Below are 15,664 nucleotides of genomic sequence, written 5' to 3'. Positions count from 1 at the left end.
AGAGCAATTTATGGCACTAAACGAAGTGCATATATCAAGTTTAGTCGTGCATGTGAGCCCAGAGCATCTAGACGAGATCAAAGCACAAATCGAGCAATTCGATAACGCAGAGATTTACGGCAGCAGCCCTGAAGGCAAAATCATAGTAGTCCTAGAAACCGAAAACCAAGGTTTTGTAACGGACACCATCGAAGAAATTAATAATATTACGAACGTTTTAGGCACAGCTTTGGTTTACCACCAAATCGAAACTGGGCTCGACGAAACGGATTTAGAAACTGGAAGCAACAATTCTCAACTTGAGGGTGAAGTATGAAAATGACAAGACGCGCGTTTGTGAAAGCAAACGCAGCTGCATCAGCGGCAGCCGTTGCAGGTGTGACTCTGCCAGCAACAGCAACCAACCTGATTGCTAGCTCTGATCAAACAAAAATCACGTGGGATAAAGCGCCTTGTCGTTTTTGTGGTACGGGCTGTTCGGTACTAGTTGGTACACAGAACGGTAAAGTGGTTGCGACTCAAGGCGACCCAGAAGCACCTGTAAACAAAGGCCTTAACTGTATTAAAGGCTACTTCCTTTCAAAAATCATGTACGGCAAAGACCGTCTTGAAACTCCTCTTCTTCGTATGAAAGATGGTGAGTTCCATAAAGATGGTGAGTTCACACCAGTCTCTTGGGACACAGCTTTCGACGTAATGGCTGAGAAATGGAAAGCGGCTCTGAAGAAGAACGGTCCAACAGGTGTTGGTATGTTCGGTTCAGGTCAGTGGACAGTAATGGAAGGCTACGCAGCCGTTAAGTTGATGAAAGCGGGTTTCCGTTCAAATAACATCGATCCAAACGCTCGTCACTGTATGGCTTCAGCGGTAGGCGCATTCATGCGTACTTTCGGTATCGATGAGCCAATGGGTTGTTACGATGACTTTGAACACGCAGACGCATTCGTTCTGTGGGGTTCAAACATGGCAGAAATGCACCCAGTATTATGGACTCGTATTACAGACCGTCGTCTAAGCCACCCACACGTTAAAGTAAACGTACTGTCTACTTACTACCATCGTTCTTTTGAGCTTGCAGACACGGGTTACATCTTCGAACCTCAATCAGATCTAGCGATCGCTAACTTCATTGCTAACTACATCATTCAAAACGATGCGGTTAACTGGGACTTCGTGAATAAGCACACGAACTTCAAGCAAGCAACGACAGACATCGGTTACGGTCTTCGTGATGACGATCCTCTACAGAAAGCAGCAGCAAACCCTAACTCAGGTGCAATGACTGCAATCACTTTTGAAGAGTACAAAGCTTCGGTTGCTGAATACACCGTTGAAAAAGCGTCTGAAATGTCAGGTGTCTCTCAAGATGACCTGATCAAACTTGCTAAACAATATGCAGATCCAAACACTAAAGTAATGTCACTTTGGACTATGGGTATGAACCAACATACTCGTGGCGTTTGGATGAACAGCCTTGTGTACAACATCCACCTGCTAACAGGTAAGATTTCTACTCCAGGTAACAGCCCATTCTCACTTACTGGCCAACCATCTGCGTGTGGTACAGCTCGTGAAGTTGGTACGTTCTCTCACCGTCTTCCTGCAGACATGGTGGTTGCTAACCCTAAACACCGTAAGATTTCAGAAGAGATCTGGAAACTTCCAGAAGGCACTATCCCAGCGAAGCCAGGTGCTCATGCTGTTGTTCAAGACCGTATGCTTAAAGACGGCAAGATCAATGCGTACTGGGTAATGTGTAACAACAACATGCAAGCTGGTCCAAACATCAACACTGAACGTCTGCCAGGTTACCGCAACCCAGACAACTTCATTGTATGTTCTGACCCTTACCCAACGGCAACAGCTCAAGCAGCTGACCTTATCCTTCCAACAGCAATGTGGATCGAAAAAGAAGGTGCTTACGGTAACGCAGAGCGTCGTACACAAGCATGGTACCAACAAGTTAAAACGGTTGGTGATGCTAAGTCTGATTTATGGCAAATCATGGAGTTCTCTAAACGCTTCACTGTTGAAGAAGTTTGGGGCGAAGAACTTCTTGCTAAAGCACCTGAGTACCGCGGTAAAACAATGTACGACGTGCTTTACAAAAACGGCAACGTTGACGCATTCCCACTGTCTGAAGCTCAAGAGCTTAACGACGATGCACAAGCTCAAGGTTTCTACGTACAAAAAGGTCTATTCGAAGAATACGCAACCTTTGGTCGCGGCCATGGTCACGATTTAGCACCATACGATACTTACCACAAAGTACGTGGTCTACGTTGGCCTGTTGTTGACGGTAAAGAAACACTATGGCGCTTTAAAGAAGGTTCAGATCCATACGCTAAGAAAGGTTCTGATTGGGACTTCTACGGTAAGCCAGATGGTAAAGCACTGATCATCAACGCTCCATACGAAGCGCCACCAGAAGTACCAAACGATGAATACGATATGTGGCTATGTACAGGTCGTGTTCTTGAGCACTGGCACACAGGTACTATGACCCGTCGTGTACCAGAACTTTACAAAGCAGTACCGGATGCACTTTGTTACATCCACCCTGCTGATGCTAAGGCTCGTGGTCTTCGCCGTGGTGATGAAGTTCTTATCGAAAACAAACGTGGTGAAGTACGCGTTCGTGTTGAAACTCGTGGTCGTAACCGTCCACCACAAGGCTTGGTATTCGTACCATTCTTTGATGCAAGAATTCTGATCAACAAGTTGATCTTGGATGCAACGGATCCTCTGTCTAAACAGACCGATTACAAGAAGTGTCCAGTTAAGATCACTAAGGTTTCTTAGGAGCTCGTCTTTCTATAGAACTTAGATACAAGATCTGACGTATTTAATATTGCGACTACTTTTTTCAACACTTTTTGAAAGAAGTAGTCCACTCAAAGAATTAGCCTTTAGGCGGAGAAATTAACCATGAAAAAACTGATTACTGCCCTACTATCAGCTGGTCTTTTGCTAGCTGGTGCAGTTCAAGCTCAAGCTGAACTGGATAACCCAGGCGGCATTGGTGGCGTAGAATCTCTACGTGGTGCAAGTGAACTTGAAGCAACTCGCGCAGCGGATGACTTCAAAAAGTTCCCTCGTGACCAAGTACTTGATAGTGACTACGTGTACCAACCACCTCTAGTACCTCATACTATTCGTAGCTATGAAGTTTCTCTTAACGCTAACAAGTGTCTTTCTTGCCACAGCTGGAAAAACGCAAAAGAAATGGGTGCGACTAAAGTGAGTGTAACTCACTACATGAACCGTGAAGATGCGGTACTTGCAGACGTATCACCTCGTCGTTATTTCTGTCTACAGTGTCACGTACCTCAAGCTAATGCTAAGCCACTAGTTGAGAACGAGTTCAAACCTGTAGATTCACTGCGTTAATCGTAGCCAGACGGTAAGAGAGGCTATATATGATAAAATTACTTAAAGCGTTTTGGAAAAGACTCGCGACACCAAGTAAAGCAGCGGTAGGCGTTGTACTTTTCTTGGGGTTCGCAGGCGGTCTTTTGTTCTGGGGTGCATTTAACACAGGTATGCAAGCAACCAACACGGAAGAGTTCTGTTCTGGTTGTCATGCTCCTATTGTTGCTGAAATCCAAGAAACAATTCACTACTCTAACCGCTCAGGCGTTCGTGCTATCTGTTCAGATTGTCACGTGCCTCACGAGTGGACAGATAAAATTGTTCGTAAGGTTCAGGCATCTAAAGAGTTGTACGCGCACTTTATTGCGAAAACCATTAACACTGAAGAGAAGTTTAAAGCACGTCGTGCTCACCTTGCAGAACGTGAATGGAAACGTATGAAAGGTAATGACTCACTTGAGTGTCGTAACTGTCACCAGTTCGATTACATGGACTTCTCAGAGCAGAGCCCTCGTAGTGCGAAACAACACTCGACTGCGCTAGCTTCTGGTGAAAAAACGTGTGTAGATTGCCACAAAGGTATCGCACATAAACTACCAGATATGCACGGCGTTGAAGGCTGGCAATAAGGAGCGATTGAATGAGTACTTTAGAAAGCGTAATTTGGCACATCCTAGGTTACAGTGCTATGCCAGTTATCATTCTTGGTGGCTTTGCAGGTGTTGCAGCCGTATCTCTTTGGCTTTTATCTATGACTAAAGACAAAGAAATCGATTAGAAATCGATATCGCATCAACTTTTACCAGTTATTTTTGATCCGTTCTGATATGGGTTGACGCAAAAAAGCCACTGAATTCAGTGGCTTTTTTATTATCTGACACTTTATCTCTACGCGATTAGAGTTCTAAAACAACCCCTAACCTAGCCGACACTGACTGTCTAAGTAGGCTTTCAAAATTTTCACTTATGGACGGTAACTCTAATGATTGTTAATACACCCAACAATGAAAATGGGGTAATTTTTACTTAGTGAATATTTCATTTGTATTTACATCAAGATAAATTTTGTTTTCAAGAGATAAGCCACCACAGTAAATAAAATAGACATCTCGATTGCTGTACTTAACAGATTTAACCCAACCGCCTAATTCTTCAAAGTCGCTTGGGTCACATTCCCCTTCAGAGATCAACTTAGCCACCGTATTACGGAACTTCTCTTGATGAACCTTGAGGTCATCAGATTTAACCAAATAAGAATCTAATATCTCTTTGCTTTCTTGCTCCGAGATAATAACTTCATCATTAGACAGACCCGACATCGAGACCCATTCTGCCGTTTGCGGACCACCTTCTTTGAGAACAATATAATCAGAGATACGAACCCAGTCGCCTTGTTTCTCCAGCACTTCAATCTTTTCACCCTTGTAGAGGTAATCTATTATCAAGCCATCAATTTCAGGTTGCTCTACCACCTCAAGCTTTCTATCCAAAACGTAAAATTCCGTCTGTTCTGGTTCAGGCTGAAGATCCATCGTAGGTACGAGGTCCGATTCTGATTGCTTAGCAACTTCTACAACCGGCTCTTCCATTTTCTCTGGTGGAATTGGTTCTTTGTTCATGACTAAGAAGTAGTACGCCGCTCCTCCTCCGCCCAAGATTAACAATACAAGTAAAGCGATCAGCGCCTTTTTCATTAAATCCACCAACTCTTCCGTTCTAGGTATCGTTCAAGTGTACATCAACTCATGCTGCTGCTCATCTATACTCTCTATAGAGAATACTGTAACTAGAGGAAAGTCATGAGTTTTTGGGTGAAGGTTATCATTGTGAGTGTACCTTTGAGTGCTAATGTTGCGCTAGCAAACCATTGTGACAGTGAAAACTGGCAAATATTGTTGGATCGCCAGCTCACATTTGAAGAACGGTACAACCAATACACTAAAGAATTCAACCAAGTTCTCTCAACCTATGAGTCACAAACGCTGCTATCCAAACATTTCACCAAAACGCAGATCATTGAGCTTTGGGCAAAGTACGAACAAAGGTTTAATGTACAGCTCAATAGTCATATGAATACCGCTTATGATGTCTCTGAGGTTCTGTTGAAACAGGCATACGTTGTGTCTACCGAGCTAGATGGGGCTGAGTCTCTAACGCATTCTTGGCAATCCGTCGCTAGACATTGCGCCAATGCGAAGCTATCGCGACAGACAGAAATTGCGCAGGTGCATGTACAAAGTTCACAATCACTCTCGCAAGATCTCCATACACTCAGTGAAAAGTTTCGTCAGCTGTCTTCAAAATATCGCAAAGAAGCCACGATGATTGATGAAGCACGCAACATAGGCCAACCAACAAACGACGTACCACACTGAATACATTGTTACGTTTTAACGCTTTAACGCTTTAACGCTTTATCGTTTTATCGTTTTATCGTTTTATCGTTTTATCGACAGGATTTTTCCGATAAATATGCTTCCCACAAGCCAAAATAATCAGATAACTTGTTAGTCAAAGCTTTATCAATAAGTTGTAAAACCAATGTGTGAACTATCAACAACAAAGTTCAATTTCCGACCAATGCAAGCGAGTATGTGAGATATTCATCACAAAATAGATTTACAAACGCCAGAAAATTGTTATCATGATTCTTCATATAACTTAATAACAAGAAACATTTTGGCTAGGTAATATGCAAAAAACTATGGCTTTCAACTGCTTGAGTAACACGGAATGGACTGCAGAGATAAGAGGCAAACTTTTATCTGTAGCTAAACACATGGAAGAGTTCGGTTCAGTAAGTGAGCTAGAGCTATGTAAGATATTTGGAGAGACGATTTGGAATGACGGTGTGGATTATCATTCACATGCATTTTCATTCAGAATTAACGCTCTGACTGGAGATTGTTCAATCTCTAACTTTAAATATCACTAAGTTTTGCACCTATCACATACGGAGTGCCTTTCACGAGGCGCTCCGTTTTTTATTGCTGTACATTTTCTATTTGACAATAGCCTTTAAGAGCAGCGACACCTTAGCTTAACAACGAAGGTCATTTCGTTTTCAGCTCATTTCATCCAAAGGCGCATCCCCTACCCACTGCTTAGTCAGTATAAACAGTTAGTCGGTATAACAGTTAGTCAGTATAAACGGGAAGCGGCGCATTGCCTTTCACTTGCCTAATCGCAAGATGAGTATGTATATCTTTTACGTTAGAGAGCCGCTGTAGCTTTCTTGTAAATGCTTCATAAGCCATAAGATTTGGACTGACAACTTCTAAAAGATAGTCATAAGCACCAGACACAACGTGACAGCTGATGACTTCTTCCATCTCGACAATCGCCCCTTCAAACTTGTCGATCGATACTTCTTGGTGGTTGTTTAGGCTCACTTCAACAAACACACTCATTGCGATGCCGACCTGTTCTCGGGACAAGCTCACACGGTAGCCATCAATAATCCCTTTTTCTTCCAATCTTTTGATACGCCTCGCGCACGGCGAAGCCGATAAACCAACCTCATCAGCCAACTCAGCCGTGGTTAGCCTGCCGTCTTTCTGAAGCAACTCAAGAAGATGTCTATCAATCCTGTCCATAGTAAATACCGTTCATTGGTTCAATTCGCTAACAATTAGACAAACATTAGCAGAAATCATCAACCGCAATTCAATTTAGAACAAAATTTGCCAACCTGTGGCACACCAAGTACCCCATAATGAGTCATCATCCACTTTCCTTGTTTACTATGAAGCTTGGTTATCTATCTATTATTGTCACTCTGCTCATCTGGGCGAGCTTTTTTCTTTCTCTTAAAGGCGGCGCAAACTCAGACTTAACACCTGCAGACATCGCACTGACCCGATTCCTCATACCGACATTGGTGCTATTGCCTTTGATGTGGAAAGCACGCAGCACGATCGCTGCTGTCCCGAATCGATACTTGGCCGGTATGTTTGTGGGGTGCGGGTTGCCTTATTTACTCGTTGCAGGGACAGCCATGCAGTTTGTTCCGGTCTCACATGGCAGTGCTTTAGTGCCTGGTACTCTCCCTTTGTTCGTAACAGGAATTGCAGTGTTCTTTTTTAAGCAACCACTCAGTCGTCATCGTGTCGTTGGTTTAGGTCTTGTTTTACTCGGGATATTGTTGTTTCTAGGAAATAGCTTAAGCAGCTTCAACTTTGAATACACCAAAGGTCACTTGTTGTTTTTGTGTGGCAGCTTGATGTGGGCGACTTTTACTATCTCAGCGCGTGTCGCCAACCTTAATGCGCTCGTGAGTGCAGGGTTTATTTCATTCTGTTCCACTTTGCTATTGCTGATCCTTATCCTGACAGGAACTCTCCCTAGCCATTTAATGGATACGCCAATTGCTCAATGGCCGGTCACAGAGCTTGCCGTGCATTCAGCGGTGCAAGGCGTCGGCGCAGGCTTAATAGCGGCATTCACTTACCTCTATGCTGTAAATACACTAGGAGCAGAGCGCTCTGCCGCTTTTGGCAGTGCAACACCTGCTGTTGCAACATTGTTGGCGATCCCACTGTTCAACGAGGTTCCGGACACGATGACTTGGTTAGCGCTTGGGTCAATTTGCATCGGTAGCTTGGTCGCGAGCAACATTTTCATGAGAAACGACCAATCTATGCAGTATCAACCGCCAAGCCATAGCAAAACATGATATTGCGTTCAAACTTACATACAATTCCTCTAAGCATTACTTTTAGGGCTCCTAGTACACAGATAAGCTTACAAACGTAGGCTTATCTAAAATCTTCTTTTTCTAAGCTCACTTCTCCATTAAACTGTCCGACCTTTTTGCAGATCCAAGAGAACACCATGCAACGCGATTACACTTTAACTTGCTTAAACAACATGCCTCGCGAAGAACTAGAAGAATTTAGTTTAAGAATGATTCATCGCCTTGTCCCTGAAGATGCAATGACGGAACTGTTTACGTTCGAGCAAGAAGAAGTGACTAATGAAGAGCGTATGCAATCAGCAAAGTTTGATGCGATGTTGCGAATGACAGCCATCGCGCTGAGTGAAGTAAACCTTGCATTTAGTGAGTCTGACAACTCGCAACAAAATATCGAGCGCATGACTCGACTATTGCTTTGGCACTTCTATGCAATGTCGTTCAATCTTGAGCAAGCAATAAGCCTTGAAACTCACTGTGACAAAGTCGAGAAGATTTTGTCGAAAGCTCCGACAGAAGCATTTGGTTGGGTAAAAGAGCTCACAGAGTTACTACACTTCTATGCTGAAATAAATGAAGGCAGCGAAGACAAGAAAGGCGCATGAAGCCCCCCTCAACTTAAAATCTTCTCAATTTAAAAGCTTCTCAACGAGTTGTTCGTTACTCAAGGAACAACTCGCCTATACCCTATACCCTAGAGCGACAGCGAGTAAACGATATCGAAGGTAACTAGAACTAAACCGAAAGCAACTAAACCGAAATCAGACAAGGCTATACCGAAGGCAAGTAGAAGCTTTGTTGAAATGAGTTTTCTGCTTTTGTTGTTTCTAAAACACTATGATGTAGCATCAGTATCGACTGAGCGATTTTGGTGCCAATACCTAACGAACCATTAGGTGCTTCTAGTTCAACCTCATTATGGATAACGACCTTCACCCGTTTTGAATCCGATTCTAAACCTACATTTAACGACACCATTGTTCCGCTCGGGCTATGCCTCAATGCATTATCTAGCAGGTTCAAGATTAGCCTCTCAAGTAAATCACCATCACCCACAGCCCTAACGCCATTAGGTATATTGACTTTCAACTCTACATTCTTGTGGCGATACTGGCTTTGTATCGTTTCTAAGCATTCGTTCATCAACACATTGATATCAATCGAAGCATACTGATAAGTAGGCACAGGGTTATCATTCTTGGCGCTATCTAGCAGAGAATGGAGTTGTTCAGACAACTTGTTACCATTACGGTAAGCAACATCGATCAGCGGATCCGAGTCTGGATTCTGAATCTTCCACGTTTCTAAATAACCAAGCACACTGGAAAGCGGTGTTTTCAAATCGTGACTGAGCTGTAACAAGCTTTGCCTGCGATGCGAGGATTGGTATTCAAGCTGCAAGAATTGTTGTTGAATGTGTTTCGCCATCAATTGATAAGAACGGGCAATAGGCACCAGTTCTGGTACTTGGTGTGTGAAATTAGGTTCTAACCTAAAGTCTTGTTCAGCTTGTTGCTGCAATTTATTGGTTACCGCCTCTATTGGGTTCAACAAGCTGCGTTTCACTAACAGATACGCACCAATTGCAAAGCCCAAGATAGAAACCAGCACAAGCCCTGCTAGCGCGATATATGGTGTATCAACCTGGGAATTAGTAATCACAGTATGGCGATTACTTCCAATAACCACATACAAATAACCGACAGTAGAACCAACCTCTTCAATCGCCGCAACAGAAAAAACTTTAGGTAACCCGGGGTTAATCGGGTCCTCTCCCAAGATAGGATAAGCCTCTTCATTTAAAAACTGTTGAATAGGCGCTAAATCGATTTGGCTTGCTAGTTGAGTGCCTTCCGGCGCTGCATGTGTGGTGATATTACCCTGACTATCAAGAAAATAGATGTCGAAATCTGGTCCTATCAACATCAAGGTATGGAATATAGATTTGAGCGCTTTGGGGTTGTAGTCAGTACCAATCATGAGAGGATTATCATCGCGCATATGAACCGCAAGCTCTTTGTGTAAGCTTTGTTTGGTTCTTTGTTCTATGGTCTCTTTTTGCCAATGATAGGTGTAGGCGATGACCACACTCACTAATAGAAACCACAAACTTGTGAACAGTACTAAACGCGATTTGAAGCTCATGTTCTCTCCTCGATGGCTCGTAGGTCTTACTGGCTTTTTAGTCAACTTAAGACGCGACACATAGACCTAAGCTTTTGACTCAAACTTATAGCCAACACCCCAAACGGTTTTAATAAAATCGTCATCGCTATCGGGCATGGCAAGCTTGGTTCTTAGACGGTTGACTGTGCTACACACAGTATGATGATAGCCAGAATGATGAGTATTCCATACGTGGTCTAGCAGATCGTCTTTGCTATATACTCGTCCCGGGCGGGTCGCTAGAAAGTGAAGTAAGGTAAATTCGGTTGCAGTAAGCGGTACATCCTGGTTATTGAGTGAAACCTGATGGCGTTCAGGTTGGATAATGAGCCCACCAAAATTCATAATTGATTCTGTTGTCACAACCTCTTGGGTCACTGATTCAACATGGCTCAAACGGCGAAGTACGTTCCTCACTCTTGCTTGAAATTCAAGAACGCTGAAAGGTTTCGTTATGTAGTCATCAACGCCGGCTTCTAAACCTGACACCTTATCTAGCTCAGCATCCCTTGCTGTTAGCATTAGTACCGGTGTCCAATCTTCCTGCTGACGCAACAGTCGACAAAAATCGAGCCCATCACCGTCAGGTAAGCCACGATCAAGTACGATCAAATCAAACTGACCATCTTTATAGAGATCCTGAGCCTTTCCAATTGCATTGGTTCTTATTACATCATGTCCTTGGAACTTAAGGTGCATTTGCACCAATTCAGCCAAATCGTCATCATCTTCGACCAACAATATGTTCGCCATCAAATTTACCGCAGCACTATTCATGATCCCTGCTCTATTCTGAGTCTGCCCACCTTTCAATTGACCGGAACAGAGCAGGAATTCTTTCATTGCACTCTAACCCTGTTACTCCGTTCGAGTAATGGTGATTCTTGCTCCTGGGTTAAGGAAACGATGGTTTGCACTTAAAGCAGACGTCGTAAGGCCATCATCTTGGCTGATGACACCAGAGTGGAAACTCACCACATCAGTGTCGTCTCGAGTAGCATTGAAACCCTCACCACCACCTGCCGGGCCTGGAATAGTTGCTGCAAGCTCATCATTGAGCTCAGTTCCAGAATCCCACACATTCATGTTCATGACGAAAGTGTCTCCCACCGCCAATGATTTGAGCGATAAACCAGATTCCCCCACGAACGCATCATTGGTGTTCACCAACATAGAAGCAACTGAGAGATAACCTTCTTGGTTAGGGTCAACGCGGATAGAAATCGTATCCTTTTCTCCTGACAGAATCAGGCCATTGCCTGAGATGCCTTGATAAACGTTGGCGTCACTGTCGCTTAGTGACAACAATTGAGCATTGCTGCCACCTTCCGCTAAGTATTCAAGATCGACAGAGGCACTTTGTCCGACTTCAAACAGATTGAAACTATTATTGTGAGTCAATACCGCGAGTGGCGACATGGGTTGGTTTGGTGTGAGGTTAGTAACACTCACATCATAGCGATAGTAATCGTCGTCATCGTCCGGACAACCCGCTAAGACAGCAACAGAAGCAGCGATAAATAGAATTCTAGCTTTCATACATCCCCCTTACTTCACAACGATGGTGATAGTTGCAACAGGGTTTAACCAACGATGACTACTGCTATCGAGGTCACTGATGCCGCCAGCCGCGTCACTATCACCAATATTGCCAGGATGAATATGAACCTTGGCGTTTGACACTGCAGTTTCAACTCCCGTACCACCTGCACCAAAGGTAATAAAAGGTGGATTAGGCATGCTTCCAGCTAATTCATCATTAGCTTCAGTGCCTGCGTCATAACCATTAAGTGTCGCTTTATAAGTACCAGCTTGAGTCGGAATTTTCCAACTGTCTAAGCCTACAAAACCATCATTGGTAGGTAGCAACATTGCACCTAGTGACAAGTAAGCTAAATCACCAGTATCAATATCAAATGTGGTCGCAACTCCTGGGTTGAGAATTCCGATCGCAGGATCCTCAACAACCACGCCACCCGCGTTAGCTATGAGACTTGAAAGACCAGAAATGTCACCACCTTCTGCCATCGATTCCAATTCTGCTGAAGCAGTTTCACCGGTTCTAAACATAAACAGATTAGCGTCATGCGCTGCAGCTAAGATTGGTGTGAAGTAGATCCCTTTCGTTGCGTTGGTAACGGTCACCTCAAGCGCTGCAGCCTGAACTTGAGCAGCTCCGAGGGTCAACATAGCCGAGCTGATCACTAAGCTGATTTGAGTACGTTTGTTCATTTTGATTCCATCCTTTATTGAGTCCTATCGTTGCCAACAAAACGAATAACAGCGATATACCGTTACAATTGCCAGAACGAACTGTGGTGTTGTTGACTCTAAGAATGGCGATCAAATCTATCAGCAACTTCATTGAATTCTCATAAAACTCTCACAAGTTTATTTAAACTTCTTACTCTCTAAACTTCTTGCTATCCAGAAAGACAGGCCCAAGAAGCTGGTTTGCCTACAGAACTCGCGTTTTAGAAGTGAGAGGTACAAAAGAAATAATGGATGGAGAATAGCGTAGAGCAAACGCAAAAAGGCCCGATCGACATATCGACCAGGCCTTTCATTTGGTGTATCAAAGTTCTCTCAGGAAAGCTCTACTCACTTTCAACTGAGCGAACCATACACCACCAATTTAGAATGCGTAGTTTGCGTCAACAAATTCGCTTACTTCAACTTTGCTTACTTCTGCGCGAGCTTCAAGCCATTGTGCAACTTGCAGTTGCTCTGCTTCTGTTACCGAACGGTAACGCTCAATAGAACATAAGAAACCTTCGAACAGCTCTAAACCACCGCCACCAAAGCACAGGCCGATGCTGTCGATAAAATCGATAAATTCATCGATAAACACATCGTATTGGTCAAAATTAGCAATCGAAGTTGTACAGCTTACTTCAAAACCTAGAATAGCGAATTCACCTAGGTATAACTTCTTGCGTAGGCGGCGATTTTTGTTTTCGATTTTATCTAATTTCATAACTGTCTCTCTTTTCGTTTGATAAAGCATTTATACACAGTTCCTCGTCAATTCCCAAGAGTTTTGTATTACGCGAGGGGCTTAACAGCAAAAATTGTGCTACAGAAACAAAACCTTAATCAAAACTATAAAAATCTGTCACTTAACTGCTTCACGATTGGTCACACATTAGCCCAAGTTATTAACCAATTCATTAATACGTGGGTAAGTCATAAATAACGAATAATAAAGTCAGCCAACAGGAAGCAGTCCAAAATGAGCAAGGAAACATTTGATAGCACTCGTTTTAACAAGAGTAACAACAAGTCATTCGAAGAGGTTCTAGATGCAAACCTTTCAAGAAGAAACATTCTGAAAGGCGGTTTAGGCATCAGTGCAATGACTGCCTTTGGGGCGTTTGGTTTAGCGGGTCACAGCACGGCTAACGCTGCGACAATGCAGGCAAAGGGCGCACAGAAAAGCACGGCAACACTTGCATTCGAATCGGTTAAAGGCTCATTGACAGACAGTGCCGTTGTTCCAAAAGGCTACATAGCACAGGTATTAGTTCCTTGGGGGACTCCGCTTAACAAGCAAGGCAATGCTTGGTTAAAAGACGGCACCAACAACGCACAAGATCAAGCCAACGCATTAGGTATGCACCACGATGGCATGCATTTCTTCCCGCTTAATGGCAACAGCAATGATGGCTTGTTGGTGATCAACCACGAATACATCGACCAAAAAGCACTACACACCAACGGCCCAACAAACAACGAAGGCGATCGCCCTAGCCTTGACGAAGTACGTAAAGAGATCAACGCGCACGGCGTGAGTGTGGTTCGTATCAAGCTTGAAGGCAACCAATGGATAATGGTTGATAATGATCCACTTAACCGCCGCTACACAGGCGCGACAGTAATGGACCTGTCTGGCCCTGTTGCTCACAGTGAATTTACCAAGACCAAATTTTCACAAGACGGCAGCCAAGCAAGAGGCACACTGAACAACTGTGGTAATGGCTACACGCCATGGGGGACTTACCTAACTTGCGAAGAGAACTGGCCGGGTTACTTTGTGAACAAAGGCGAGACAACGCCAGCACAAGAACGTATTGGTATTGCAACCGACAAAACACGTTACGGCTGGGACACGCTTTCTGGTAATAAACAAGAACGCCTCGACGAATTCGCACGCTTTGATGTAACCCCCAACGCTGATTCTCCGATAGATGATTACCGTAACGAAGCACACGGGCACGGATACATTGTTGAAATCGACCCGTACACAGCAAACTCTCGCGCTAAGAAACGTTCTGCGCTAGGTTGCTTCCGTCATGAAGGCTGTACGTTTGGTAAGTTAACCGAGGGCGAACCAATCGTGTTCTACTCTGGCCACGACTCTCGTTTTGAATACCTGTACAAATTCGTTTCTGAAGAAAAATGGGATCCACGTGACGCAGAACCAAGCAACCGCTTAAGTGCGGGTGACAAGTACATGGACAAAGGCACGTTGTATGTGGCTAAGTTCAATGATGATAGTTCAGGTACTTGGTTACCACTGACTCTGAGCAGTAAGACCACAAATGGCGGCAAGCTAGGTGATTCATTTGATTCTCAAGCAGCACTTATCATTAATACCGCAGGCGCAGCCGACCTTGTAGGCGCAACGCCAATGGATCGCCCTGAATGGTGCTCTGTTGACCCAATGACAGGTACGGCTTACCTAACGCTAACTAATAACAACAAGCGTAAAGAAGCGAACTCCGCGAACCCTCGTGTTAATAACAAGTTTGGTCATGTTATTCGTTGGGATGAAGGCAAAACGGCAGGCGAGTTCGATTGGGATATCTTCGTATTTGGCTCTCCAGCAGTAGAAGACAAATCGATTAACCGTTCAGGTCTAACAGACATGAACCAGTTCGCCAGCCCTGACGGCCTAGCGTTTGATGCTCGTGGCATCTTGTGGATTCAGACTGATAACGGCGCAGATGAAGTCACTGGCTACACAAATGACCAAATGCTAGCGGTGGTTCCGTCTCAGTTAACGGATGATAAAGGAAACAGCGTGGGGGTTGATGCAAACAACCAAGCTCAGCTAAAACGCTTCTTTGTTGGTCCAAACGGTTGTGAAGTAACAGGCTTTACCATTAGCCCTGATTACAAATCACTGTTTGTGAACATTCAACACCCTGCAAACTGGCCATCGTCAGAAGATGCAACCGCACAGACTCAAGGCAATGTTCGTCCAAGAGCATCTACGGTTGTCATTCGTCGTGAAGACGGTGGTGAAATCGCGGTTTAATACGCAAATCTAGCTAAGATCTGCAACCTTGCAATTATCTAGTTTCTGTTCGCTAGCTAAGTAAAAACAAAAAGAGCGATAAGGCCAAATACCCTATCGCTCTTTTTATACTCTATTCATTCGTCGGTTTATTAAGCCTCGTCATCCTCGATAAAGAGGAACGACTAAATCGG

Annotated in this window: 17 protein-coding genes; 10 read left to right on the top strand and 7 right to left on the bottom strand. The window is 44.0% G+C overall.

Going from position 1 to position 15,664, the window contains the following annotated elements:
* Positions 1-10: 10 nt before the first annotated feature.
* From BCU75_RS08865 to BCU75_RS08845, 5 genes are all read left to right on the top strand, one after another.
* Positions 11-316, top strand: coding sequence for a chaperone NapD (locus BCU75_RS08865; RefSeq protein WP_019824440.1), 306 nt, complete (start codon positions 11-13; stop codon positions 314-316).
* Entirely contained in the window at positions 313-2,802 is a 2,490-nt protein-coding gene (napA, locus tag BCU75_RS08860; protein WP_102473574.1) for a periplasmic nitrate reductase subunit alpha, read from the top strand. Before BCU75_RS08865 ends, napA begins: the two co-directional genes overlap by 4 nt.
* Positions 2,803-2,928: 126 nt before the next feature.
* Positions 2,929-3,390 carry a nitrate reductase cytochrome c-type subunit gene (locus BCU75_RS08855; protein WP_076676962.1) on the top strand — a complete coding sequence of 154 codons (462 nt, stop codon included), beginning with the start codon at positions 2,929-2,931 and terminating at the stop codon, positions 3,388-3,390.
* 29 nt (positions 3,391-3,419) lie between these two features.
* On the top strand, positions 3,420-4,001 hold the full coding sequence (locus BCU75_RS08850) for a NapC/NirT family cytochrome c (protein ID WP_004731326.1): 582 nt from the start codon (positions 3,420-3,422) through the stop codon (positions 3,999-4,001).
* 11 nt (positions 4,002-4,012) lie between these two features.
* Positions 4,013-4,150 (top strand): TIGR02808 family protein, encoded by a 138-nt coding sequence (locus BCU75_RS08845; protein WP_004731329.1) that lies wholly within the window; start codon positions 4,013-4,015, stop codon positions 4,148-4,150.
* A 244-nt stretch (positions 4,151-4,394) separates the two neighbouring features.
* On the opposite strand, the gene BCU75_RS08840 is transcribed toward BCU75_RS08845, so the two are convergent.
* A complete protein-coding gene (locus BCU75_RS08840) occupies positions 4,395-5,075 on the bottom strand; it encodes an SH3 domain-containing protein (RefSeq protein WP_102473573.1) in 681 nt (226 codons plus the stop codon).
* A gap of 96 nt (positions 5,076-5,171) precedes the next feature.
* Between BCU75_RS08840 and BCU75_RS08835 the strand changes: the two genes are divergently transcribed.
* Together BCU75_RS08835 and BCU75_RS08830 are read left to right on the top strand one after the other, a co-directional pair.
* A complete protein-coding gene (locus BCU75_RS08835; RefSeq protein WP_102473572.1) occupies positions 5,172-5,747 on the top strand; it encodes a hypothetical protein in 576 nt (191 codons plus the stop codon).
* A gap of 317 nt (positions 5,748-6,064) precedes the next feature.
* On the top strand, positions 6,065-6,307 hold the full coding sequence (locus tag BCU75_RS08830; protein ID WP_076676968.1) for a hypothetical protein: 243 nt from the start codon (positions 6,065-6,067) through the stop codon (positions 6,305-6,307).
* Positions 6,308-6,509: 202 nt separating this feature from the next.
* Here the strand turns inward: BCU75_RS08830 and BCU75_RS08825 are convergent, their stop codons facing one another.
* The gene (locus BCU75_RS08825) at positions 6,510-6,968 is read right to left on the bottom strand and encodes an Lrp/AsnC family transcriptional regulator (protein ID WP_054545571.1); all 459 of its coding nucleotides are present in this window, start codon (positions 6,966-6,968) and stop codon (positions 6,510-6,512) included.
* A gap of 149 nt (positions 6,969-7,117) precedes the next feature.
* Between BCU75_RS08825 and BCU75_RS08820 the strand changes: the two genes are divergently transcribed.
* Together BCU75_RS08820 and BCU75_RS08815 are read left to right on the top strand one after the other, a co-directional pair.
* Positions 7,118-8,047, top strand: coding sequence for a DMT family transporter (locus BCU75_RS08820; RefSeq protein WP_076676970.1), 930 nt, complete (start codon positions 7,118-7,120; stop codon positions 8,045-8,047).
* Between the two features lie 158 nt (positions 8,048-8,205).
* Entirely contained in the window at positions 8,206-8,670 is a 465-nt protein-coding gene (locus BCU75_RS08815; protein ID WP_102473571.1) for an exoribonuclease R, read from the top strand.
* A 166-nt stretch (positions 8,671-8,836) separates the two neighbouring features.
* Here BCU75_RS08815 and BCU75_RS08810 read toward each other — a convergent pair whose 3' ends face one another.
* The 5 genes from BCU75_RS08810 to BCU75_RS08785 form a co-directional block, all read right to left on the bottom strand.
* On the bottom strand, positions 8,837-10,210 hold the full coding sequence (locus tag BCU75_RS08810) for a sensor histidine kinase (protein ID WP_102473570.1): 1,374 nt from the start codon (positions 10,208-10,210) through the stop codon (positions 8,837-8,839).
* A 66-nt stretch (positions 10,211-10,276) separates the two neighbouring features.
* Positions 10,277-11,008: a response regulator transcription factor gene (locus tag BCU75_RS08805; RefSeq protein WP_102473611.1), complete on the bottom strand. Its 732-nt coding sequence runs from the start codon at positions 11,006-11,008 to the stop codon at positions 10,277-10,279.
* Positions 11,009-11,089: 81 nt separating this feature from the next.
* A complete protein-coding gene (locus tag BCU75_RS08800; protein ID WP_102473569.1) occupies positions 11,090-11,770 on the bottom strand; it encodes a spondin domain-containing protein in 681 nt (226 codons plus the stop codon).
* A gap of 9 nt (positions 11,771-11,779) precedes the next feature.
* A complete protein-coding gene (locus BCU75_RS08795) occupies positions 11,780-12,463 on the bottom strand; it encodes a spondin domain-containing protein (protein ID WP_102473568.1) in 684 nt (227 codons plus the stop codon).
* A 403-nt stretch (positions 12,464-12,866) separates the two neighbouring features.
* The gene (locus BCU75_RS08785; RefSeq protein ID WP_102473566.1) at positions 12,867-13,208 is read right to left on the bottom strand and encodes a YggL family protein; all 342 of its coding nucleotides are present in this window, start codon (positions 13,206-13,208) and stop codon (positions 12,867-12,869) included.
* A gap of 255 nt (positions 13,209-13,463) precedes the next feature.
* Here BCU75_RS08785 and BCU75_RS08780 point away from each other — a divergent pair, with 255 nt between their 5' ends.
* Positions 13,464-15,491, top strand: a complete 2,028-nt coding sequence (locus tag BCU75_RS08780) for a PhoX family protein (protein WP_102473565.1) — start codon at positions 13,464-13,466, stop codon at positions 15,489-15,491.
* Positions 15,492-15,664: the final 173 nt, after the last annotated feature.

The organism is Vibrio splendidus, assembly GCF_002873455.1.
In the GTDB taxonomy this organism is placed as follows: domain Bacteria; phylum Pseudomonadota; class Gammaproteobacteria; order Enterobacterales; family Vibrionaceae; genus Vibrio; species Vibrio splendidus_J.
The sequence above is the reverse complement of the archived record's forward strand: the minus strand, read 5'-3'. Positions and strand labels throughout refer to the sequence as shown.

Coding starts and splice junctions, on each gene's coding strand:
- BCU75_RS08795 (WP_102473568.1), bottom strand. CDS start 12,463: ATGAACAAACGTACTCAAATCAGCTTAGTGATCAGCTCGGCTATGTTG.
- BCU75_RS08865 (WP_019824440.1), top strand. CDS start 11: ATGGCACTAAACGAAGTGCATATATCAAGTTTAGTCGTGCATGTGAGC.
- napA (WP_102473574.1), top strand. CDS start 313: ATGAAAATGACAAGACGCGCGTTTGTGAAAGCAAACGCAGCTGCATCA.
- BCU75_RS08825 (WP_054545571.1), bottom strand. CDS start 6,968: ATGGACAGGATTGATAGACATCTTCTTGAGTTGCTTCAGAAAGACGGC.
- BCU75_RS08835 (WP_102473572.1), top strand. CDS start 5,172: ATGAGTTTTTGGGTGAAGGTTATCATTGTGAGTGTACCTTTGAGTGCT.
- BCU75_RS08850 (WP_004731326.1), top strand. CDS start 3,420: ATGATAAAATTACTTAAAGCGTTTTGGAAAAGACTCGCGACACCAAGT.
- BCU75_RS08820 (WP_076676970.1), top strand. CDS start 7,118: ATGAAGCTTGGTTATCTATCTATTATTGTCACTCTGCTCATCTGGGCG.
- BCU75_RS08845 (WP_004731329.1), top strand. CDS start 4,013: ATGAGTACTTTAGAAAGCGTAATTTGGCACATCCTAGGTTACAGTGCT.
- BCU75_RS08810 (WP_102473570.1), bottom strand. CDS start 10,210: ATGAGCTTCAAATCGCGTTTAGTACTGTTCACAAGTTTGTGGTTTCTA.
- BCU75_RS08855 (WP_076676962.1), top strand. CDS start 2,929: ATGAAAAAACTGATTACTGCCCTACTATCAGCTGGTCTTTTGCTAGCT.
- BCU75_RS08830 (WP_076676968.1), top strand. CDS start 6,065: ATGCAAAAAACTATGGCTTTCAACTGCTTGAGTAACACGGAATGGACT.
- BCU75_RS08815 (WP_102473571.1), top strand. CDS start 8,206: ATGCAACGCGATTACACTTTAACTTGCTTAAACAACATGCCTCGCGAA.
- BCU75_RS08780 (WP_102473565.1), top strand. CDS start 13,464: ATGAGCAAGGAAACATTTGATAGCACTCGTTTTAACAAGAGTAACAAC.
- BCU75_RS08805 (WP_102473611.1), bottom strand. CDS start 11,008: ATGAATAGTGCTGCGGTAAATTTGATGGCGAACATATTGTTGGTCGAA.
- BCU75_RS08785 (WP_102473566.1), bottom strand. CDS start 13,208: ATGAAATTAGATAAAATCGAAAACAAAAATCGCCGCCTACGCAAGAAG.
- BCU75_RS08800 (WP_102473569.1), bottom strand. CDS start 11,770: ATGAAAGCTAGAATTCTATTTATCGCTGCTTCTGTTGCTGTCTTAGCG.